The organism is Streptomyces sp. NPDC013455 (assembly GCF_040632975.1).
Taxonomy (GTDB): domain Bacteria; phylum Actinomycetota; class Actinomycetes; order Streptomycetales; family Streptomycetaceae; genus Streptomyces.
In genome coordinates this window covers 46,977-66,258 of sequence record NZ_JBEYCX010000025.1, presented here as the reverse complement: position 1 = coordinate 66,258, position 19,282 = coordinate 46,977, and the positions used below count along the sequence as shown (strand labels likewise).

Below are 19,282 nucleotides of genomic sequence, written 5' to 3'. Positions count from 1 at the left end.
TGACGGCGGGCGGGCGAGCGTGCCCTGCGGGCGCCGGGGTCCGGGCGGGCAGGTGGTGGCGCGGCCGGCACCGACCCGTGAAAGGATGGGACGCCCGCGCCCTGCCGGACGGACGGAACCCCCAGGTCGGAGCAGGTACGCCGGGCGGGTCGGACGGTTTGCGGCGAAAGGACCGGAGCGTACGTGAGTGAGAATCAGAACCTCCTCGCGGAGCAGCGCCGCGCCCTGATCCTGGACGAGGTCCGGCGCCGGGGCGGGGTGCGGGTCAACGAGCTGACCCGCAAGCTCGGTGTCTCGGACATGACCGTGCGCCGTGATCTGGACGCGCTCGCCCGCCAGGGGGTGCTGGAGAAGGTGCACGGCGGTGCGGTGCCGGTGGTCGAGGCGAGCACGCACGAACCGGGGTTCGAGGCGAAGTCGGGGCTGGAGCTGAGCGCCAAGGAGGACATCGCGCGCGCCGCCGCCCGGCTGGTCGCCCCGGGCGCGGCGATCGCCCTGTCCGGCGGTACGACGACGTACGCGCTCGCCCAGCACCTGCTGGAGGTGCCCGATCTGACCGTGGTGACGAACTCGGTGCGGGTCGCCGACGTCTTCCACGCGGCGCAGCGCACCTCGGGGCAGCGGCAGGGGGCGGCCACGGTGGTGCTGACCGGCGGGGTGCGCACTCCGTCGGACTCGCTGGTGGGGCCGGTGGCCGACCAGGCGATCGCCACGCTCCACTTCGATCTGCTCTTCCTCGGTGTGCACGGCATATCGGTGGAGGCCGGCCTGTCCACGCCGAACCTCGCGGAGGCCGAGACCAACCGGCGGCTGGTGCAGTCCGCGCGCCGGGTCGTGGTGGTGGCCGACCACACGAAGTGGGGCACGGTGGGCTTGAGTTCGTTCGCCACGCTGGAGCAGGTGGACACGCTGGTGACCGACGCGGGTCTGCCCGCCGAGGCGCGTGAGGAGATCTCCGAGCACCTGCGCGTGCTGGTGGCGGGCGAGCCCGGGGAAGAGGCCGCGGACATCTGAGGTGCCGTCGGCCATGGTGGCCCGCCCGGCCGACCGCGCTGCCCCTTCCCGGCGGTGCCGTCCGCGCCGGCGCGTGGCGCAGCCCTGATCGGACGAGGCCGCGGGCGCGTGGCGCAGCCTGATCAGACGAGGCCGCGGGCGCGTGGCGCAGCCTGATCAGACGAGGCCGCGGGCTCGCTGCGACTCGGTCACCACCGCTGCCATCAGCTCCCCGTCCAGCGCGGAGACGTCGGCCAGGCGGGAGGCGTGGGAGAGCGAGTTGAGCAGGGTCTTGGTGACGCGCAGCGCCGCAGGCGGGCGGCGGACGATGGGCCTGGCCCAGTCGGCGACGGCCGCGTCCAGCTCGTGCGCGGGAACGACCCGCTGCAGGATGGACAGGGAGTGGGCCTCGGCCGCGGTGAAGGCGCGTCCGGTGAGGACGAGTTCGCGGACGCGGGCCGCGCCGACCTCGCTGATGAGGCGGGGCAGGAGGCCGCCCCAGGCGGTGGGCAGTCCGAGAGCGAGTTCGGGCAGCCGGAAGGTCGCGTCCTCGGCTCCGACCCGCAGGTCGCAGGCGAGCGCCAGGGCGAGGCCCGCCCCGATGGCCTTGCCGTGGACGCGGGCGATGGTGACGGCGGGGTTCGCGGTCAGGACGTCGCAGACGCGCCGCGCCTTGGTCCCCGACAGACGGATGCCGCCGCCCGTGGGGTCGTGGGCGAGCTGCCGGCTGAACTCGCCGCGGTCCCCGCCGAGGCAGAAGTCGTCGCCGCGCGCGGAGAGCACGACGACCCGGACCGCCGGGTCCTGGTCCTCAAGGACCGCCAGGAGGTCGTCGAGCAGGGCGTCGGTGACCGTGTTGCCCGGCTCGGGGGTGTTCAGCTCGACGGTGAGGACGGGGCCCTCGCGGTGTGTCCGCAGCGTCTGGCGCAGGGCGCCGGTCGGGAGGGCCTTGAGGGGCAGGGGGTTCATGACGTCACTTTCAGGGAGGTGATGCGCCGGAAGACCATCCGGTTCGCGTAGGTCGGGCGCCCGGTCGGCCGCAGGGTGGGGAACCGTTCCAGCAGCCGGGTGAGCAGGAGGCGGGCCTCCAGGCGGGCCAGCATCGTGCCGAGGCAGTAGTGCGCGCCGCCGCCGAAGGTGAGGTGGCCGCCCTTGCGGCGGATGTCGAAGACGTGGGGCTGCGGATTGCGGCGCGGGTCGTGGTTGGCGGCGCCGTACAGGACGTGCACGGTGGTGTCCTTGGCGACGGGGACGCCGGCGAGGACGGTGTCCTCCGCGGCGAAGCGGGAGTTGAGGTGGATCGGCGGGTCGTAGCGCAGCGCCTCCTCGATCGCGTCGTCGACGTGTTCGGGGTGCCGGCGCAGCCAGTCGGCCCGGGCCGGCTCCTGGGTCAGGAACCACACCAGGTTGGCGAGCAGGGTCGCGGTGGTCTCCAGCGAGGCGATGGTGATGAACATCGTCAGGTCGTACAGCATCTGGTCCGCCGCCGCGCGGTCGTCGGGGTACTGGGCGTCCCAGTAGCGGATCCACTCCGAGAGGACATCGTTGCCGGGGCGGGTGCGGCGGCGTGCGACGAGGCCGGTGAAGAAGGCTCTCATCTCCAGGGTGGCCTGGGCCGAGATCGCCAGTTCGCTCTTGGTCGGGATCAGTTCCTGGGCGTGCACCTGCCGGTGGGTGAAGTCCAGGATGTGCGGGTAGTGCTCGGCCGGGATGGCGAGCCAGTGGCCGACGGTGTGGACGGGGAGCTGGTCGGCGACCGTTGCGACGAAGTCGGCCTCTCCGTGGGTGTGCAGTTCCGCTTCGAGCCGGTCCAGGAGGCGGGCGGCGTGGGCGGCGATGTGGGGCCGCAGGGCGTCGAGGGTGTCGCGGCCGAAGAGGTTGCCCAGGGCGCGCCGCCGGAAGGTGTGCACGGGCGGGTTGAGGCGGGAGAGCGTCCGCGTCATCTCCCGCGTCGCCGGGTCCTGCCAGCGTGCCGGGTCCGGCTGGCGCTCCTGCCATGCGAAGTCGGGTACCAGCCAGTTCCTGCCGCGCAGGATCTGGTTGCACAGCTCGAAGCCGGTCACGAAGTACCCGCCCCAGGGAGCGGGTACCACTTCGCCCAGCGCGCGGAAGTCCTCCCAGACGGGCAGGGGGTTGGCCTGGCCCTCCGCGGAACGGAGGCGGCGGAGAAGGGGAATGACGACTCGGCGGTCGGAGGTGGTACCGCGTATGACGCCAGCGGCGGTCACGCGAAGCTCCTTTGTGGCTGGGCGCTACCGTTACCGCCGGAACCTACCCTTCCCCTCTCCTTCATCATGCGCCTGACAGTGTTGCTCCCGTCACATGCCGCACATCAGACGCGGAAGATGTCCAGGAACGTGCTCCAGAAGCCCTTTTTCCTGGCCGGCTCGTGACGTGCGGTGGGCGCCGCAGCCGTGGGGAGCGGCTGCTCCGCCGCGGCCGTGACGCCCCGGTTCTGCAGCGCGGAGGCCATGCGGGTGGCCGGTGTCGGGCTGAACGCCACGGGCAGCGCCACCAGTGCCCGGTGGAACGGGCCCGGCCGCCACTCCAGCTCCTTGACGTGGACGGCCAGCGTCAGGTCGGGCAGCGCGTTGAGGATCTTCTCGATCGCGGTGACGGCGATGACCTGGGCCGGGTCCTTGGCGGGGCAGGCGTGCGGGCCGGCGCCCCACGCCAGGTGGGCGCCCTTGCTGTGCATCCGGCGGGCCTCGGCCAGCGCGGGATCGCTGTTGGCCGCGGCGAAGCTGATGACGACCGGGGTGTTGGCCTCCGCCACCACTCCCCCGAGGTCCACGTCCTGGACCGGGTAGTGGGTGGCGTAGTTGGCGATCGGCGTCTGGTTCCACAGCACGTGATCGATCGCCTCCTCGATCAGCAGCCCGGAGTCGCGTCCGCTCGTGTCGGGGGACAGCAGCGCGAGCAGGGCGTTGCCGATGAGGTTGCGCTCGGGTTCCACGCCGGCGCCCATCAGCATGACCAGCTGGTCCTTGAGCTCCTCGTCGGTCAGCCCGGCGGGGTGCTGGATCAGCCAGGAGGTGACGTCGTCGCCGGGCCGGCGGCGCTTGAGGGCGATCAGCTCCATGAGGCAGGCGGTGAGTTCCTCGTTGGCCCGCAAGGCGTCCTGGCCGTCGAAGATGGCCGACATGGCACTGGTGAGGGTGTCACCGATGTCCGCCGGGCAGCCGAAGAGCTTGTTGAACAGCAGCAGCGGCAGCAGCTTGGCGTAGTCGTGGATGAGGTCGGCCCGGCCGCGCTCGCTGAACTGGTCGATGAGGTAGTCGGCGATCGGCTCGACGTCCCGGCGGATCCGGGTGATGTTGAGCCTCGCCAGGCTGTCCGTGACGGCCTTGCGCAGCCGCAGGTGCACGGCACCGTCGGTGAACAGGCAGTTGGGCCGGTACGCCATCATCGGCAGCACCGGGTGGTCCAGCCCGATGCGCCCTTCGGTCAGCGCCTTCCAGCGGCGGGCGTCCCGGGCGAAGAGGGTGGAGTTCTGCAGTACGCGCAGAGCCGTCTCGTGCCCGACGACCAGGGTCGCGTCGACGCCCGGCGCGAGTTCGACCGGCCCGGCCGGGCCCTGGGCGCGCAGCCGGTCGTAGACCTGGTGGGGGTCGGCGGCGAACGCGGCGTCGTGCATGGGGCATCTGGCCCCGCCGGGGCTGGGGACTGACTGGCGTTCCATGGGGTTCCTATCACTGGCTCCGGGCCGTTGGTCCGGGCGGATTGGCGTGTCAGGCGACTCGGGTGAGCAGGTGGCGCACGAGCGCGATCAGCGCGTGCGCGGAGGACTGCCGGTCGCGGGCGTCGCAGTAGACGACGGGGGTGTCCGGGAGCAGGTCGAGGGCCTCGCGGACCTCCGCCTCCTCGTACGCCGCGCCCGGCTGGAAGCTGTTGACGGCGATGGCGTACTCGAGGCCGTACCGCTCGACGAGGTCGATGACGGGGAAGGTCTCCTCCAGCCGGGCCGGGTCGACCAGCAGCAGTGCCCCGAGCGCGCCGCGCGCCATGTCCTCCCACAGCTGCATGAAGCGCTGCTGCCCGGGGGTGCCGAACAGGTACAGCACGAGTTCGTCGCTGAGGGTCAGCCGGCCGAAGTCCAGGGCCACGGTGGTGGTGGTCTTGTCCGTCACGCCCCTGAGGTCGTCCACGTGGAGGGACGCCTGGGTCATCTTCTCCTCGGTGCGCAGCGGGGTGATCTCCGACAGCGATCCGATGAAGGTCGTCTTGCCGACGGCGAAGTGGCCGACGACGAGGATCTTGGCAGCGTTGGTCACCGCGCTGGAGACGTAGATGGATCCGGGGGCCGTCTCAGCTGATGAGGGATTGGAGACCATTCAGAACCTTCTCGAGGGTCGCTCTGTCAACGTTCTGAGCGCGGGGCGGCTCGGCGCGGCGCAGCAGGTGCCCCTGCTCGAATAAATCGGTCAGCAGGAGCCGGGCCACCCCCACCGGCAGCTCCAGGTGGCCGGCCACCTCGGCGACCGACAGGTAGCCGCCCGCGCACAGCCGCCAGATGGCCATCACCTCGGGGCCGGCCCCCAGCGGAGGGGTCCGCTCGGGGGCCAGGGTGACCAGGGTGTGCAGCGCCAGATCGTCCGAGGCCGGCAGCCTGCGGCCGCCGGTGATGACGTAGGAGCGGACGAAGTCGCTGGTGACGGAGGCTTCCTCGCCGGGCGTGGTCATGCGCCGGCACCGTTGTCCGTGCGCGGCGCCACGCTCATCGCCTTGCTCAGACCGGCCACCGTCTTCTGCATGCGGAACGACATGGCCTCCATGTCGACGTCCAGCGCGGCCGAGACGGCGAGGTACGAGCCCTGACCGGCGGCGATCAGGAAGATCCAGCCGCCGTCGTACTCCAGCAGCGTCTGCTTCCAGATGCCGTGTCCCGCTCCCACGAACCCCGCGACGGCACGGCTGAGCGACTGCATGGAGCTCATCGCGGCGGCGTTCGTCTCGGCGTCGTCCCGTGCGATGTCGTCCGACCGCTGCAACAGCAGGCCGTCGCCCGAGACGAGGATCGCGTGCCGGGCTCCGCGTACCTCGAGCACGTCGTTGAGCACCCAGGACAGGTCGGTCTTCACTTGTTGTCAGATCCTTCCGTGGTGTTCGTGGTGCGGCCGAGCTGTGTTCCGCGCGCGAACGCCCCGAGCCGTGACGCCGTCACTTCGCTGTCCGGCTCGGCGGGCCCGTCCTGGCCGGCGGCGTCGAGGGCGGGGACCACCGTGACGGGGCCACCCCGCCGCCGGCGCTTGGGCAGGCCTCCGGAGGTCGTGCCCACCACGTGCGAGGGGCCCACGACCGGGACCGGCGCCAGGCGCTGGGGGGCCGCCTCCGGATCCGCGGTGTCCCGCACGTCCGCAGCGGGGGCGGGAACGTCGGCCGCCAGGAGACTTTCGGGCACACGAATCACTGCACGCACTCCGCCGTAGGGGGACACGGAACCGACGGAGACGGCGAAGCCGTAGCGGGCGGCGAGCATGCCGCACACGGCGAAGCCGAACCGCGGCGGATCGCCGAGACCGGTGATGTCGACGGGACCGTCGACGGACAGCAGAGCCGCCGCCCGGTCCTTGGTCTCCTGGTCCATGCCGAGGCCGGCGTCGTCCACGATGAAGCAGACACCGGTCGGCACGGTCTGGATGTTGACCTCGACCGGCGTTCCGGGCGCGCTGTAGTTCGTCGCGTTGTCCAGCAGCTCCGCCAGTACCACGGCCACCGGCTCGACCGCCTTGCCCACGAGCGAGACGTTGACCTGGGAGTGGACGCTGACCCGGTTGAAGTCCTTGATCCTGCCCTGGGCGCTGCGGGCGACGTCGTAGACGGTGGCGGCTCCCTCCCGCCTGCCCAGCCAGCCGCCGCACAGCACGGAGATGCCCTTGGCCCGGCGGCCGAACTGGCTGCCGGTGTGGTCGACCGCCATCAGGTCGGCCAGCATCTCCGTGGTGTCGCCGTACTTCTTCAGCAGGTGGTCCAGGAGCACCTGCTGTTCCTCGGCGAGCGACTGGAGCGTTCCCATCGCGGACTTCAGCACCGCTTTGGTCGACGCCTCCGCATCCGCCCGTACGTCCGCGAGATCGCGCTGGTGCTGTGCGGTCAGCGCGGCGATGTGGCTGTGCAGCTGGCCGACATCGTTGCGGGCTTCCCCGAGTCCTGCCTCCAGGTCCTTCCTCGTTCTTCGGAGCGCCATGTTGGTTCTCCGGGCCCGCATCACTGCGACGACCGCAGCGATGAGCACCACCAGCAAGATCCACAGCAGTGGATCCTGGGTCAATGACGTCATGAGACTCTCTTCAAGTCGCATCGCGCCGAGAGCGTGCCTGCGCGCGATGGTGCCTCTGAGACTGTCCCCCCGAACGCGTTCATGACACGTCGTCAGCCCACTGAAAAGTGGGATGATCTTATCAGTCACGCAGGCGCAACCCGCTTGCCCAGAGCCCCAATTGAGCCGTCACCAAACCCTCACGTCGCCGCCACCCGCCCGTCAGGCGCCGGATGCCCGCCGGAGGACCGGCTCAATCCGGCCACACGCCCGTGGTCAGCAGCGAGTCGATCGCGGCGGAGTACGGCGCGATGTCGAGCCCCTGCTCCACGAGCCAGGCATCCGAGTAGTACTTGTCGAGGTAGCGGTCGCCCGGATCGCACAGCAGGGTCACGACGCTGCCCGTACGGCCCTCGGCCACCATCTCGGAGGCGATCTTCAGCGCGCTCCACAGACCGGTCCCGGTCGAGCCGCCCGCCTTGCGGCCGATGGCCTGCTCCAGCGCGCGGACGGCGGCGACGCTGGCCGCGTCCGGGACCTTCATCATCCGGTCGATCGCACCGGGCACGAAGCTCGGTTCCATGCGCGGCCGGCCGATCCCCTCGATCCGCGAGCCGCAGTCGCACGTGACGTCCGGATCGCCGGTGGTCCAGCCCTCGAAGAAACAGGAGTTGTCCGGGTCGGCGACACAGATCCGGGTGTCGTACTGCATGTAGTGGACGTAGCGGGCGAGCGTGGCCGAGGTGCCGCCGGTGCCCGCCGTGGCGACGATCCAGGCCGGCTCCGGGAACCGCTCCCACCGCAGCTGCCGGAAGATGGACTCGGCGATGTTGTTGTTCCCGCGCCAGTCCGTGGCCCGCTCGGCGTAGGTGAACTGGTCCATGTAGTGGCCGCCGGTCTCCACCGCGAGGCGGGCGGACTCCTCGTACATCTTGCGCGAGTCGTCCACGAAGTGGCACCGTCCGCCGTGGAACTCGATCAAGCGGATCTTCTCGGCGCTTGTCGTGCGCGGCATGACCGCGACGAACGGGACACCGATCAGCTTCGCGAAGTACGCCTCGGAGACCGCTGTCGAGCCGCTGGACGCCTCGATCACCGGACGGTCCGGCCGGATCCAGCCATTGCAGAGGCCGTAGAGGAACAGCGAACGGGCGAGCCGGTGCTTGAGGCTGCCGGTGGGGTGGGTGGACTCGTCCTTCAGGTACAGGTCGATGCCCCACCGCTCGGGCAGCGGGAAGCGCAGCAGGTGCGTGTCCGCCGACCGGTTGGCGTCGGCCTGGACCTTGCGCACGGCTTCTTTCAGCCAGCCGCGGTAGGCGGCGTCGCTGCGGTCGACGTCGAGGGTGGCGCCGGTCCTGGTCTGGTGGGTGGTGCTCACGACGGGGCTCCTTACGCTGATCACCGACGGCGCCTCACGCGGGCCGGCACATCGAGCATAGGCAGCTTTCACACCGCTTCCCACCTGCATAAACGCATCTTTGAGCCAGCCAAAGACACCCTGGGGCACGGACGTGCGAACCATGCGGGGGCGCATGGGCGCACGCGCCGCGGGCGCCGGTCGCGGACGTGACGCGCGCACTGGTGCTCCTCGCCGGGCCGGGGCAGACTGCACGCGACGGGACGACCGTCCCGAACGGGGGCGCACCACGGAAGCACGGGGAGACCGCAAGGGGGCGGCGAGACATGGCGGAGCCGGAGTTCACGGCCACAGGCGTGCGAATCGGCAAACACCTGCGTTCGCTCACCCGGGCCGGACAGGTCCGGATCAGCGACGGCAGGCTCCAGTTGCTCAACAGCTACGGCAGCGAGATCGACAGCGCGCCGGTGCAGGCGGTGCGCGCCTCCCAGCCGTGGTTCGCGCCGGACGACCGGGCGCTGGCCGACGTCAACGGCACGCGGTACCTGCTGACGCTGGGCGCGCAGGACCCGGCGCCGGGCCGGCCGGGGCCGCCCGCGGCCCGGCGGTTCGTCGAGGCGGTCCGCCGGGCGGCGGGACGCGGCGGCTGAGCAGCGCACCGTCGCGGCGAGTTGCACGAGCGCATCCGCTGCGTCACGCTGGTCACACGTCACTCTGGGTTTACCGGCGATAACGCTGCGAACCAGCCCGCCGGCCACGACAGCAGGCGGACGTTTGGACGCAAGCACCCTGCTGGATCCGTTGTTCTCCGTGTTCTTCCGGTTCCTCCGGACCTCACATCGGGGAGTCGCAGCCGTGATCAGTCACCCAAGCAGGCACTGCACGGTGGAGCTCCAAGCCCTGCCGTCGCGGATCGGCCAGGTCCGCAGAATCGTATCTGCGCAGTTGCGCTACTGGCATCTGGACCCGTTGATAGACCGAGCCGCGCTCGGTGTGACGGAGCTGCTGAGCAACGTCCACCGGCACGCCAGGCCCGACAAGTCGTGCACCGTCGAGCTGGAACTGCTGACGGACCGGCTCACCGTCTCGGTACGCGACCACGATCCGCGCCTGCCGGTTACGGCCGACGCCGCGGACGCGGCGGACGAGACTCCGCTGGCCACCTGCGGGCGCGGGCTGGCGATGGTCGCCGCGGTCAGCGAGAGCTGGGGCGCGCGGCCGGACGGCGAGAACGGCAAGGTCGTCTGGTTCACCCTGGAGGCCTCGGCGACGAACGGCGGCCGCCCGGCCCGCCCGCGCCGGAGCACGACCCGGACCACGGCCACACCGACGCCCACTCCCGTCGCGGCGGGGACCGGAATGCCGCCGACACCGACGCCGGTCCCGACAGGGGCAGGAGTGGCCGCCACGCCGACGCCGGTCCCGGCGGGAGCCGGGGCGCCCACCACGCCGACGCCCACGCCCGTCCCGGCGCGAGCCGGAGTACCGGCCACTCCGACGCCCACCCCCGTCCCGGCGGGAGCCGGGGTGCCGGTGAGCGCCGCCGTGCCGTCGCGTGCTCCGGCACCGGCGGGGGACGCGGCCCCTGTGCCGGCCCTTGCTCCGGCGGCGGCCGAGGACGCCGCTCCGGTGCCGGCGACCGCCGTCGGCAGTACGACCCACGTCGAAAGACAGGGGCCTCTCGATAGACCGGGGCCCACCGACGGACCGGCACCTGCCGGAAGGCCGGCGCCGGCCACGAGTGCGGCCCCCACCCCCGCCACCGCCCCCCTCTCCACCCCGGCCCCCGTGCCCGTCTCCCCCAAGGCGGCCGGAGCACCGGCCCCCGCCCGGTCGACCGTCGCCGGCTGACCGGGCGCGACCCCGCCCCCTCCGGCGCCGGACCGCCCCACACCGGCGCCACGACTGCGGCACGACCCCGACGACCGGCACCCGTTCGGTTCCCCGCCCCGCCCGAGTCCCCCGGGCGGGGCGGGGAACCGTCCGCACGGACACGGAGGAACCCGCCGGCGCGTTCCTCCCGGCCGCTGTCGGCAGGGTCCTCGCCGGCCACCGCAGCACGCCGCCGCCCATGACCCGGGCCGGGGCCGGGCGTGGAACCGTCCACGCCCCCGGAGGCCGTTCGCGCAGGCAGCGCGACACGCGCGGATGGTCTGGCGGGCTGTAACTACTGGTATGTACAGTGAGGGCATGAGCACCTCGGAACGGCTCGTGGAGTCCGCCCGCGAGCTGCTGTGGGACCGTGGGTACGTCGGCACCAGCCCCAAGGCGATCCTGGAGCGCGCGGGCGCCGGGCAGGGCAGCATGTACCACCACTTCAGGGGCAAGCCGGATCTCGCCCTGGCCGCGATCCGGCGCACCGCCGAAGAGCTGCGGTCCGCCGCCGAGGGCGTCCTCCGCGGGCCGGGCACGCCGTACGACCGCATCGAGGCGTATCTGCTGCGCGAGCGCGACGTGCTGCGGGGCTGCCCGATCGGCCGGCTGACCATGGACCCCGAGGTGTTCGCCAGCGAGGAGCTGCGCGCGCCGGTCGACGAGACGATCACCGCCATCCGCGAGCTGATCGCCCGGACCGTCGAAGAGGGCAAGCGGCAGGGGCAGTTCGCCCCCGCACTGGACGGCGCGGAGATCGCCGCCGCCGTCCTCGCCACCGTACAGGGCGGTTACGTCCTCGCCCGCGCCTCCGGCTCGCCGGCCGCCTTCGACGCCGGCGTGCGCGGACTGCTCTCCCTGCTCACCCCGTCGCCACCCGGACAGGAGAACTGACCGCATGCACATCACCCGACGGCGTCCCGACACCCGGCAGGGCTCGGCCGAGGAATTCACCGGCACGGTCTGGCTGGACGAGATAGCCGTCCCCGAGGCCCCGTCCCGGCTGCGCGTCTTCAACGTCCACTTCACCCCGAGCGCGCGCACGGCCTGGCACCTGCACCCGCACGGCCAGGTGCTGCACATCCTGGCGGGCGAGGGGCTGGTGCAGTGCAAGGGCGGTGAGGTGCAGGAGGTCCGCGCGGGCGACACCGTGTGGATCGAGCCGGACGAATGGCACTGGCACGGTGCCGGGCCGCGCACCTCCATGACGCACCTCGCGGTCACGGAGGCCGCCGAAGACGACACCGTCGCCGTGTGGGGCTGCCATGTGTCCGCCGCCGACTATCCGGGCTGAGCAGGCCCGTCACCATGTGAGGAACGCCTGATGCAGGCCATGCAGTACGAGCTGACCCTGCCCGCCGACTACGACATGGGCATCATCCGCGCCCGGGTCACCCGTGTCAGTCCCGCGCTGGAGGACTGGGAGGGGCTCGGTTTCAAGACGTACCTGATGCGCGAGCGGGGCGTGCGGGATTCGCCGGTGAACCAGTACGCGCCGTTCTACCTCTGGAACACCATCGAGGGCATGAACCGCTTCCTGTGGGGCGGCGCCTTCCAGCACCTCGTCGACGACTTCGGCCGGCCTGCGGTGCACCAGTGGACCGGCCTGGCCTATGCCGAGGGGACCGCCGCCCGCCCCGCCCTCGCCGTGCGCCGACGGCAGCCGGTGCCCGAAGGGGCGGAGCTGACGGCGCTGATGGCGGACGCGGTGGCCGAGGCGGAGCGCCGGGCCGGGCAGGACGGTGTCGTGCTCGCCGCGGCGGCCGTGGACCCGCACCGCTGGGAGCTGGTGCACTTCTCGCTCTGGGAGCACGACGCGCCCAAGACGGAGGGCGAGGTGTTCGAGGTGCTGCACCTGTCCGCGCCCGGCCGGAGCCTGGTGGCGCACGGACGCCAGTGGTGAGCGCCGTCTGTGCCGGGCCGGGCAGCGGCCGGCGCGGGCGGTGGGCGCGGGCAGTGGGCGCGGCGGTGGGCGCGGACCGGCGGACCGCGTCCTCGCGGCGGTCGGCGGTGCCGGGGCGGGCGGTCGGGGCCGGCGGGAGCCGAGCACGCGTGTGGCCCGATCCTTGGGATCTCTGTCCCGCCGGACGGTTTCTCCGCCGGTCCCCACCCGGAGGATGGGTACCGGCAGCAACCGGACCGCCCGCGAGGAGACGACACACATGGCCCTGGAGATGCGCACCCGCTGCGAACGCTGCGCGACCGCCGGTCTGACGCCGGACGGACCGGCCCGGATCTGCTCGTTCGAGTGCACGTTCTGCGAGGCGTGCGGAGCGGCCCTCGGCCAGACCTGCCCCAACTGCGGAGGCGAACTGGTACCAAGGCCGCGCCGCACACCCGCGGCCGCCTGACGCCGCGAAACGGTCCCTGTGCGGTCCGGACGGGGACCCGAACGGCGCGAACGCGGACCCGAACGGTGCGAACGCCGGTCCCCGCACGGAGGGTGTGCCGGCGGCACCGCGGGCTAGGCCGTGTCTTTCGGATCACCCCGGGGCCGCGGGGCTTGGCACGCACATCTGCCGCGTTGTCGTCGGTCGCCGACGCGCCGCGTCGACTCCCTCCTCCGCCTCGCAGCTGCACGCACCAAGCCCCGCTCACCGGCACCACCAACGAACCGCACCCCGGAGTCGGGCTGATCCGGAAGACACGGCCTAGGCGCCGCCGGTCAGCGCCCCCAGGGGGTCGTCCAGTACCGGCTGCCAGGCGAGTTCCGCCGCTCCGACCAGGCTGTTGTGGTCCAGGCTGCACGGCAGGATGGGGACGCCGCCGCTCTGGCCCCACAGGCTGCGGTCGGCGACCACGGCGCGCAGCCGGCCGGGGTCCGCGTCCAGCAGGGTGCGGTGCAGCCCGCCGAGGATGATGCGGTCCGGGTTGAGGATGTTGACGAGGCCGGCCAGGCCGAGGCCGAGCCGGTCGATGAGGGCTTCGGCGGCGGCGCGGACGGACGGGTCGTCGTACTGGGTGCGCAGCAGGTCGTTGGCCTGCTGGAGCAGCGACACCTCGGGGCCGGGCTCGCGGCCGGCCTCCACGAGCAGGGCCAGCGGGTCCGCCTCGACGTCCAGGCAGCCGCGGCTGCCGCAGTGGCAGGGACGGCCCTCCGGGTTGACCGTGAGATGGCCGACCTCCAGCGCGAGACCGGAACTGCCGGTGTGCAGGCGGCCGTCCAGGACGAGGGCGCCGCCGACGCCACGGTGCCCGGTGGCCACGCACAGCAGGTCCCGGGCGCCCCGGCCGGCGCCGTGCCGGTGCTCCGCCAGGGCGGCGAGATTGACGTCGTTGGCCGAGAACGCGGGCCCGGTGATGCCGGCGGCGCGCACCTGCTCGGCGAAGATGCGGGTGACGGGCGCGCCGACGGGCCAGGCCAGGTGGAGGGGGTTGAGGGCCAGGCCGCCGGGCTCGGCGACGGCGGACGGCACGGCGAGTCCGGCGCCGACGCAGCGCCGGCCGGTCGTGCGCAGCAGTTCGGCGCCCGCCTCGACCACGGAGCCGAGCACCTTGGCCGGGTCGGCGTCGATGGTCTCGCAGCCGGGCGCGGTCGCCACGATCCGCCCGCCGAGGCCGACCAGCGCGGCCCGGAAGCCGTCGGCGTGGATCTGCGCCGCGAGCGCCACCGGCCCGTCCTCGGCCACCTCCAGCCGGTGCGAGGGACGCCCCTGTGAGCCGGCCGCCGAGCCGGGCCGGGCGTCCACCCGGATCAGCCCCAGCGCCTCCAGTTCGGCGGCCACCGCGCCGGCCGTGGCCCGGGTGACGCCGAGTTCGGCGGTGAGCACGGCACGGGTCGGCGCCCGTCCGGTGTGCACCAGCTCCAGCGCGGGTCCGAGGGCACCGCGCCCCCGGTCCAGCCGCGCCCTCGAGGTGGTCCTCTCCCCCGCCGTGCGGGGATCCGCCTTGCCGTTCATGAGGGCGAGTCTCCCATGATCCGGACCCGGGGTGGCCGGGGCCGCCGGCTACAGGCCGCTCACCCGCAAGGTGATGTTCAGCCGTCCGGTCAGGCCCAGCCGGCGCGGCGCCGTGCCCGGAAGGACGCGCGGCACGCCGTGGTAGGCCGCCCGGGACGGGCCGCCGAAGACGAACAGGTCACCGCTGCGCAGCTCGATGTCGGTGTACGGCTTCGCGCGTGTCTCGGTGTTGCCGAAGCGGAACACGCAGCTGTCGCCGAGGCTCAGGGAGACCACCGGCGCGTCGGCCTTCTCGTCGCCGTCGCGGTGCATGCCCATGCGGGCGTCGCCGTCGTAGAAGTTGATCAGCGCGATGTCGTAGGGGGCGGCCGGTACGGCGTCCGGGCCGAGCGCGTCGGCCACCGCCCGGCGGCCCAGCTCGCCGAGCCAGTCCGGGAACGGTTTCACGGGCGCGCCGTCGCCGTCGACGGCGGTGCGGGCGTAGGCGTACGGGTACCAGTGCCAGCCCAGGCAGACCTGGCGGGCGGTCATCGTGCCGCCGCCCGGGGTGCGGACCGTGCGCAGCCCGGCCGGCGGCCGCGCCCACTCCCGGCATGCGGCGAGCAGGGCGCGCTGCCGCTCGTCGTCCAGCCAGTCCACGACGTGCACGGCGCCCGGCGCGACCTCCGCACGCTCCCGGAGGAACAGCTCGGCTTCCATCCCCCCATCCTGCCCCACCGCCTCTGATCTGCGGCTCCGCTAGCCTGGACGCACGATGAGCGACCGTATGACGACACCGTGGGGCGAGGTCGAGCTGACCCGCTTCCCCGAGGATCCCCGCGACCGGCTGCGCGCCTGGGACGCGTCCGACGCGTACCTGTTGCGCCATCTCGCCGCGGAGCAGGTGCCGCTCACGGGCGAGGTCGTGGTGGTCGGGGACCGCTGGGGGGCGCTGGTCACCGCGCTGGCGGAACACCGGCCGACGCAGATCACCGACTCCTTCCTGAGCCAGGAGGCGAGCCGGGCGAACCTGGCGCGGGCGGGCGTCGAGCCGGGTGCCGTGCGCCTGCTCACGACGCAGGACCCGCCGCCGGAGCGGGTGGACGTGCTGCTGGTGCGGGTGCCGAAGAGCCTGGCACTGCTGGAGGACCAGCTGCTGCGGCTGGCGCCCGCCGTGCACGCGGGCACGGTCGTGGTCGGCGCCGGGATGGTGAAGGAGATCCACACCTCGACGCTCCGGTTGTTCGAGCGGATCCTCGGGCCGACCCGGACCTCGCTGGCCGAGCAGAAGGCGCGGCTGATCTTCTGCACCCCGGACCCGGCGCTGGAGCGGCCGGCGAACCCGTGGCCGTACGCCTACGCCCTCCCGGACGGCGTCGGCGCGGTGTCGGGGCGGACGGTGGTCAACCACGCGGGTGTCTTCTGCGCCGACCGGCTGGACATCGGCACCCGCTTCTTCCTCCGCCACCTGCCGGCCCCGGGGGCCGGGCGCGTGGTGGACCTGGGCTGCGGCAACGGCGTGGTCGGTACGGCGGTCGCGCTGGCCGATCCGGCGGCCGAGGTGCTGTTCGTGGACGAGTCGTTCCAGGCGGTGGCCTCGGCGGAGGCGACGTACAAGGCGAACGGGGTGCCGGGGCACGCCGAGTTCCGGGTGGGGGACGGGCTGGCCGGGGTGGCGCCGGGCAGCGTGGACCTGGTGCTGAACAACCCGCCGTTCCACTCCCATCAGGCGACCACGGACGCGACGGCGTGGCGGATGTTCACGGGGGCGAAACGCGCGCTGCGGCCGGGCGGTGAGCTGTGGGTGGTCGGCAACCGCCACCTCGGGTACCACGTGAAGCTGAAGCGGCTCTTCGGCAACAGCCAGTTGGTCGCCGGCGATCCGAAGTTCGTGGTGCTGAAGGCCGTCAAGAGGGGCTAGCGCGGGGCGCGTCCCTGGTCGCCGGCCCTCGCGAGCCGGCGGCCGCGGGGGCGCCCGTCGTCTGGAACGGCCGGTCAGGCGGGGGCGGTGCGGAGCACACCGATGATCCGGGCCACCTCGTGGGCCATCGCCTCCCGTCCGACACCGAGGTACTTGCGGGAGTCGACCGCCTCCGGGTGGGCGGCGAGGAACGCGCGGATCGCGCCGGTCATGGCGATGTTGAGGGCGGTGCCGACGTTGACCTTGGCGATGCCGCCGCCCACGGCCGCGACCAGTTGGCCGTCCGGCACGCCGGAGGAGCCGTGCAGCACCAGCGGCACCGTCAGCACTGCGGAGAGCCGCTTCAGCAGGCCGTGGTCGAGCACGGCGGTGCGGGTGGTCATGGCGTGCACGCTGCCGATGGCGACGGCCAGGGCGTCCACGCCGGTGCCGGTGACGAAGTCGCGCGCCCGGCCGGGGTCGGTCCGGGCGCCCGGCGCGTGCGCGTCCAGCGGGGGGTGGCCGTCCTTGCCGCCGACCTGGCCCAGCTCGGCCTCGATCCAGAGCCCCTGGGAGTGCGCCCAGTCGGCGGCGGCCCGGGTCGTGGCGAGGTTCTCGGCGTACGGCAGGCGCGCCGCGTCGTACATGACCGAACCGAACCCGGCTCCGGCTGCCTGGCGCAGCAGTTCGTCGCTCTGGACGTGGTCCAGGTGCAGGGCGACGGGTACGGCGGCTTTCTCGGCGGCGGCGACCGCGGCGCGGGCCAGCGGCAGGAGCCGTCCGTAACGGTATCTGACGGCGTTCTCGCTGACCTGGAGGACCACGGGTGAGCGGGCCGACTCTGCGCCGGCGATGACGGCTTCGATGTGTTCCAGGGTGATGACGTTGAACGCGGCGACGGCGGCGCGGGCGGCGGCGGCCCGGGTGACCAGCTCGCCGGTGGGTGCGAGGGGCACGTGCGGTGTCCTTCCGGGACGGGGCCGGCGGGTTCAGGGGGCGAGGATCACCGAGCGGGTGAGGTGCCGCGGCCGGTCGGGGTCGAGCCCCCGGGCGGCGGCAACGGCGACCGCGAGCCGCTGGACGCGGACGAGTTCGGCGAGCGGGTCGAGTTCTCCCTGGATCCACAGCGCCCCGGTGGCGCGGACCTGTTCGGCGAGTCCGCCGGGTGCCGTGCCGAACATCCAGGTGGCCGTGCCCCCGGTGGTGACGCTGATCGGGCCGTGCCGGTACTCCATCGCCGGGTACGCCTCGGTCCAGGAGAGGGACGCCTCGCGCATCTTCAGACCGGCCTCGCTGGCGAGTCCCACGGTCCAGCCGCGTCCGAGGAAGGTGAACTGCGTGCAGTGGACGAGCTGTCGGGGCAAGGGAGAGCCGAGGGCGGTGCGGGCGTCGGCGACGACGGCGTCGGTGTGCAGCCCGAGGTGGGCGCGCAGGAGGGTGAGTGCGGTGGTCGCGAACCGCGTCTGCACGACGGACCGTTCGTCGGCGAAGTCCAGGACGGCGAGGTCGTCGGCGGCGTCCACGACCGGGGTGTGGGGATCGGCGGTGACGGCGGTGGTGCGCGTCCGCCCCCGCAACCGGCCGAGCAGTTCGAGGACTTCGGTGGTGGTGCCGGAGCGGGTGAGGGCGACGACCCGGTCGTACGACCGCCCGTACGGGAACTCGGACGCGGCGAATGCGTCGGTCTCGCCCTGCCCGGCTCCCTCGCGCAGCGCGGCGGCCGCCTGGGCCATGAAGTACGACGTCCCGCACCCGATGACGGCCACTCGCTCCCCCGCCGCCGGCAGCGCTCCCCGGTGCCGCCCCGCCTGCTCGGCGGCCCGTATCCAGCACTCGGGCTGGCTGTTCAGCTCGTTCTCGACATGGGTCATGCCCACACCCTCCCCTTGCTGATTGTTCCTGCAAGATATAGCCAGGTTTCGAGCACAATCAAGCATTCGAGCGCAGTCCGGGGTGCGCTAAGGTCGCCGGGAGACCGGAGACGTGCGAAGAGCCGGTCGGCGAACGGAGGCTGCGGATGTCGCGGGACGCCCGCTGGAAGGCGCTGCTGGAGCTGCTCGTGGAGCGCGGCCGGCTGGAGGTCGAGGAGGCGGCCGCCGAACTGGCGGTGTCGGCGGCGACGATCCGCCGGGACTTCGACCAGCTCGCCGAGCAGCAGATGCTGGTCCGCACCCGGGGCGGGGCGGTGGTGCACGGGGTGTCGTACGAGCTCCCGCTGCGCTACAAGACCGCCCGCCGCGCCTCGGAGAAGCAGCGCATCGCCAAGGCGGTGGCCGAACTCGTCGCGCCGGGCGAGGCGGTGGGGCTGACCGGCGGTACGACGACCACGGAGGTGGCCCGCGCGCTGGCCGTACGCGGCGATCTCGGCACCGGCTCGCCCGCGCTGACCGTCGTCACCAACGCGCTGAACATCGCCAACGAGCTCGCCGTGCGCCCGCAGTTCAAGATCGTGGTGACGGGCGGGGTGGCGCGTGCGCAGTCCTACGAGCTCATCGGCCCGCTCGCGGACGGCGTGTTGAGCCAGATCACACTGGACGTGGCCGTGCTCGGGGTCGTCGGTTTCGACGTCACGCACGGGGCGGCGGCACACGACGAGGCGGAAGCCGCCATCAACCGTCTGCTGTGCGAGCGCGCCGAACGGGTAGTCGTCGCCGCCGACTCCAGCAAGCTGGGCCGCCGCGCCTTCGCCCGTATCTGCGGAGCGGAGCTGGTGGACACCCTGGTGACGGACACGGCGGTCGACCCGGAGACGGTACGGCGGTGCGAGGACGCGGGGATCAGGGTGCTGGCGGTCTGAACGGTGGCGTGGATCAGGGTGCGCGCGGCCTGAGCGGCGGCGAACGGATCAGCGTGCGGACGGCCCGAGCAGCGGCGAACGGATCAGCGTGCGGACGGCCCGAGCAGCGGCGAACGGATCAGCGTGCGCGCGGCCCGAGCAGCGGCGAACGGATCAGCGTGCGCGCGGCCCGAGCAGCGGCGAACGGATCAGCGTGCGGACGGCCCGAGCAGCGGCGAACGGATCA

Annotated in this window: 20 protein-coding genes and 1 pseudogene; 9 read left to right on the top strand and 12 right to left on the bottom strand. The window is 73.0% G+C overall.

From position 1 onward, the window contains the following. Nucleotides 1-183 precede the first annotated feature (183 nt). A complete protein-coding gene (locus tag ABZ576_RS30535; protein WP_360747947.1) occupies nt 184-1,014 on the top strand; it encodes a DeoR/GlpR family DNA-binding transcription regulator in 831 nt (276 codons plus the stop codon). Between the two features lie 156 nt (nt 1,015-1,170). On the opposite strand, the gene ABZ576_RS30530 is transcribed toward ABZ576_RS30535, so the two are convergent. From ABZ576_RS30530 to ABZ576_RS30495, 8 genes are all read right to left on the bottom strand, one after another. Further along, complete coding sequence (locus tag ABZ576_RS30530) at nt 1,171-1,962, bottom strand: enoyl-CoA hydratase/isomerase family protein (protein ID WP_360747944.1); 792 nt, start codon at nt 1,960-1,962, stop codon at nt 1,171-1,173. Further along, entirely contained in the window at nt 1,959-3,221 is a 1,263-nt protein-coding gene (locus ABZ576_RS30525; RefSeq protein ID WP_360747941.1) for a cytochrome P450, read from the bottom strand. Before ABZ576_RS30525 ends, ABZ576_RS30530 begins: the two co-directional genes overlap by 4 nt. Before the next feature lie 104 nt (nt 3,222-3,325). Further along, complete coding sequence (locus tag ABZ576_RS30520; protein ID WP_360747938.1) at nt 3,326-4,630, bottom strand: cytochrome P450; 1,305 nt, start codon at nt 4,628-4,630, stop codon at nt 3,326-3,328. A 94-nt stretch (nt 4,631-4,724) separates the two neighbouring features. After that, entirely contained in the window at nt 4,725-5,327 is a 603-nt protein-coding gene (locus ABZ576_RS30515) for an ATP/GTP-binding protein (protein ID WP_360747935.1), read from the bottom strand. Then, nucleotides 5,302-5,676 (bottom strand): DUF742 domain-containing protein, encoded by a 375-nt coding sequence (locus ABZ576_RS30510; protein ID WP_360747932.1) that lies wholly within the window; start codon nt 5,674-5,676, stop codon nt 5,302-5,304. Before ABZ576_RS30510 ends, ABZ576_RS30515 begins: the two co-directional genes overlap by 26 nt. Further along, the gene (locus tag ABZ576_RS30505; RefSeq protein WP_360747929.1) at nt 5,673-6,074 is read right to left on the bottom strand and encodes a roadblock/LC7 domain-containing protein; all 402 of its coding nucleotides are present in this window, start codon (nt 6,072-6,074) and stop codon (nt 5,673-5,675) included. The genes ABZ576_RS30510 and ABZ576_RS30505 overlap by 4 nt, the downstream gene beginning before the upstream one ends. Then, entirely contained in the window at nt 6,071-7,273 is a 1,203-nt protein-coding gene (locus ABZ576_RS30500; protein WP_360747927.1) for an ATP-binding protein, read from the bottom strand. The genes ABZ576_RS30505 and ABZ576_RS30500 overlap by 4 nt, the downstream gene beginning before the upstream one ends. 232 nt (nt 7,274-7,505) lie before the next feature. Then, a complete protein-coding gene (locus ABZ576_RS30495; protein ID WP_360747925.1) occupies nt 7,506-8,630 on the bottom strand; it encodes a PLP-dependent cysteine synthase family protein in 1,125 nt (374 codons plus the stop codon). Nucleotides 8,631-8,935: 305 nt separating this feature from the next. On the opposite strand from ABZ576_RS30495, the gene ABZ576_RS30490 reads away from it, so the two are divergent. The 6 genes and pseudogenes from ABZ576_RS30490 (at nt 8,936) to ABZ576_RS30465 (ending at nt 12,832) form a co-directional block, all read left to right on the top strand. Continuing rightward, nucleotides 8,936-9,259 carry a hypothetical protein gene (locus ABZ576_RS30490; RefSeq protein WP_360747923.1) on the top strand — a complete coding sequence of 108 codons (324 nt, stop codon included), beginning with the start codon at nt 8,936-8,938 and terminating at the stop codon, nt 9,257-9,259. A 205-nt stretch (nt 9,260-9,464) separates the two neighbouring features. Beyond that, nucleotides 9,465-9,872 (top strand): annotated as a pseudogene (locus ABZ576_RS30485) (ATP-binding protein); the annotation flags it as partial. A gap of 912 nt (nt 9,873-10,784) precedes the next feature. Then, nucleotides 10,785-11,375, top strand: a complete 591-nt coding sequence (locus ABZ576_RS30480) for a TetR/AcrR family transcriptional regulator (RefSeq protein ID WP_360747921.1) — start codon at nt 10,785-10,787, stop codon at nt 11,373-11,375. A 4-nt stretch (nt 11,376-11,379) separates the two neighbouring features. Next, a complete protein-coding gene (locus ABZ576_RS30475; RefSeq protein ID WP_360747919.1) occupies nt 11,380-11,775 on the top strand; it encodes a cupin domain-containing protein in 396 nt (131 codons plus the stop codon). A 30-nt stretch (nt 11,776-11,805) separates the two neighbouring features. Continuing rightward, nucleotides 11,806-12,384, top strand: a complete 579-nt coding sequence (locus ABZ576_RS30470) for a DUF4865 family protein (RefSeq protein WP_360747916.1) — start codon at nt 11,806-11,808, stop codon at nt 12,382-12,384. A gap of 259 nt (nt 12,385-12,643) precedes the next feature. Further along, complete coding sequence (locus ABZ576_RS30465; protein ID WP_360747913.1) at nt 12,644-12,832, top strand: DUF1272 domain-containing protein; 189 nt, start codon at nt 12,644-12,646, stop codon at nt 12,830-12,832. 300 nt (nt 12,833-13,132) lie between these two features. Here ABZ576_RS30465 and ABZ576_RS30460 read toward each other — a convergent pair whose 3' ends face one another. Continuing rightward, nucleotides 13,133-14,380 carry an ROK family protein gene (locus ABZ576_RS30460; protein ID WP_360747910.1) on the bottom strand — a complete coding sequence of 416 codons (1,248 nt, stop codon included), beginning with the start codon at nt 14,378-14,380 and terminating at the stop codon, nt 13,133-13,135. A gap of 48 nt (nt 14,381-14,428) precedes the next feature. Then, entirely contained in the window at nt 14,429-15,079 is a 651-nt protein-coding gene (locus ABZ576_RS30455) for an alpha-ketoglutarate-dependent dioxygenase AlkB (RefSeq protein ID WP_360747907.1), read from the bottom strand. Nucleotides 15,080-15,146: 67 nt separating this feature from the next. Here ABZ576_RS30455 and ABZ576_RS30450 point away from each other — a divergent pair, with 67 nt between their 5' ends. Next, nucleotides 15,147-16,280: a methyltransferase gene (locus ABZ576_RS30450; protein WP_360747904.1), complete on the top strand. Its 1,134-nt coding sequence runs from the start codon at nt 15,147-15,149 to the stop codon at nt 16,278-16,280. Nucleotides 16,281-16,354: 74 nt separating this feature from the next. Here ABZ576_RS30450 and ABZ576_RS30445 read toward each other — a convergent pair whose 3' ends face one another. Further along, on the bottom strand, nt 16,355-17,215 hold the full coding sequence (locus ABZ576_RS30445; RefSeq protein WP_360747901.1) for a class II fructose-bisphosphate aldolase: 861 nt from the start codon (nt 17,213-17,215) through the stop codon (nt 16,355-16,357). Nucleotides 17,216-17,248: 33 nt separating this feature from the next. Then, nucleotides 17,249-18,130 carry a sugar isomerase gene (locus ABZ576_RS30440; protein WP_360747898.1) on the bottom strand — a complete coding sequence of 294 codons (882 nt, stop codon included), beginning with the start codon at nt 18,128-18,130 and terminating at the stop codon, nt 17,249-17,251. 146 nt (nt 18,131-18,276) lie between these two features. On the opposite strand from ABZ576_RS30440, the gene ABZ576_RS30435 reads away from it, so the two are divergent. Further along, a complete protein-coding gene (locus ABZ576_RS30435) occupies nt 18,277-19,056 on the top strand; it encodes a DeoR/GlpR family DNA-binding transcription regulator (protein ID WP_360747895.1) in 780 nt (259 codons plus the stop codon). Nucleotides 19,057-19,282: the final 226 nt, after the last annotated feature.

Bases quoted from the DNA above. Each gene is read 5' to 3' on its own strand.
- ABZ576_RS30530 (WP_360747944.1), bottom strand. From the start codon at position 1,962: ATGAACCCCCTGCCCCTCAAGGCCCTCCCGACCGGCGCCCTGCGCCAG.
- ABZ576_RS30520 (WP_360747938.1), bottom strand. From the start codon at position 4,630: ATGCACGACGCCGCGTTCGCCGCCGACCCCCACCAGGTCTACGACCGG.
- ABZ576_RS30515 (WP_360747935.1), bottom strand. From the start codon at position 5,327: ATGGTCTCCAATCCCTCATCAGCTGAGACGGCCCCCGGATCCATCTAC.
- ABZ576_RS30510 (WP_360747932.1), bottom strand. From the start codon at position 5,676: ATGACCACGCCCGGCGAGGAAGCCTCCGTCACCAGCGACTTCGTCCGC.
- ABZ576_RS30500 (WP_360747927.1), bottom strand. From the start codon at position 7,273: ATGACGTCATTGACCCAGGATCCACTGCTGTGGATCTTGCTGGTGGTG.
- ABZ576_RS30490 (WP_360747923.1), top strand. From the start codon at position 8,936: ATGGCGGAGCCGGAGTTCACGGCCACAGGCGTGCGAATCGGCAAACAC.
- ABZ576_RS30480 (WP_360747921.1), top strand. From the start codon at position 10,785: ATGTACAGTGAGGGCATGAGCACCTCGGAACGGCTCGTGGAGTCCGCC.
- ABZ576_RS30475 (WP_360747919.1), top strand. From the start codon at position 11,380: ATGCACATCACCCGACGGCGTCCCGACACCCGGCAGGGCTCGGCCGAG.
- ABZ576_RS30470 (WP_360747916.1), top strand. From the start codon at position 11,806: ATGCAGGCCATGCAGTACGAGCTGACCCTGCCCGCCGACTACGACATG.
- ABZ576_RS30465 (WP_360747913.1), top strand. From the start codon at position 12,644: ATGGCCCTGGAGATGCGCACCCGCTGCGAACGCTGCGCGACCGCCGGT.
- ABZ576_RS30460 (WP_360747910.1), bottom strand. From the start codon at position 14,380: ATGAACGGCAAGGCGGATCCCCGCACGGCGGGGGAGAGGACCACCTCG.
- ABZ576_RS30455 (WP_360747907.1), bottom strand. From the start codon at position 15,079: ATGGAAGCCGAGCTGTTCCTCCGGGAGCGTGCGGAGGTCGCGCCGGGC.
- ABZ576_RS30450 (WP_360747904.1), top strand. From the start codon at position 15,147: ATGACGACACCGTGGGGCGAGGTCGAGCTGACCCGCTTCCCCGAGGAT.
- ABZ576_RS30440 (WP_360747898.1), bottom strand. From the start codon at position 18,130: ATGACCCATGTCGAGAACGAGCTGAACAGCCAGCCCGAGTGCTGGATA.
- ABZ576_RS30435 (WP_360747895.1), top strand. From the start codon at position 18,277: ATGTCGCGGGACGCCCGCTGGAAGGCGCTGCTGGAGCTGCTCGTGGAG.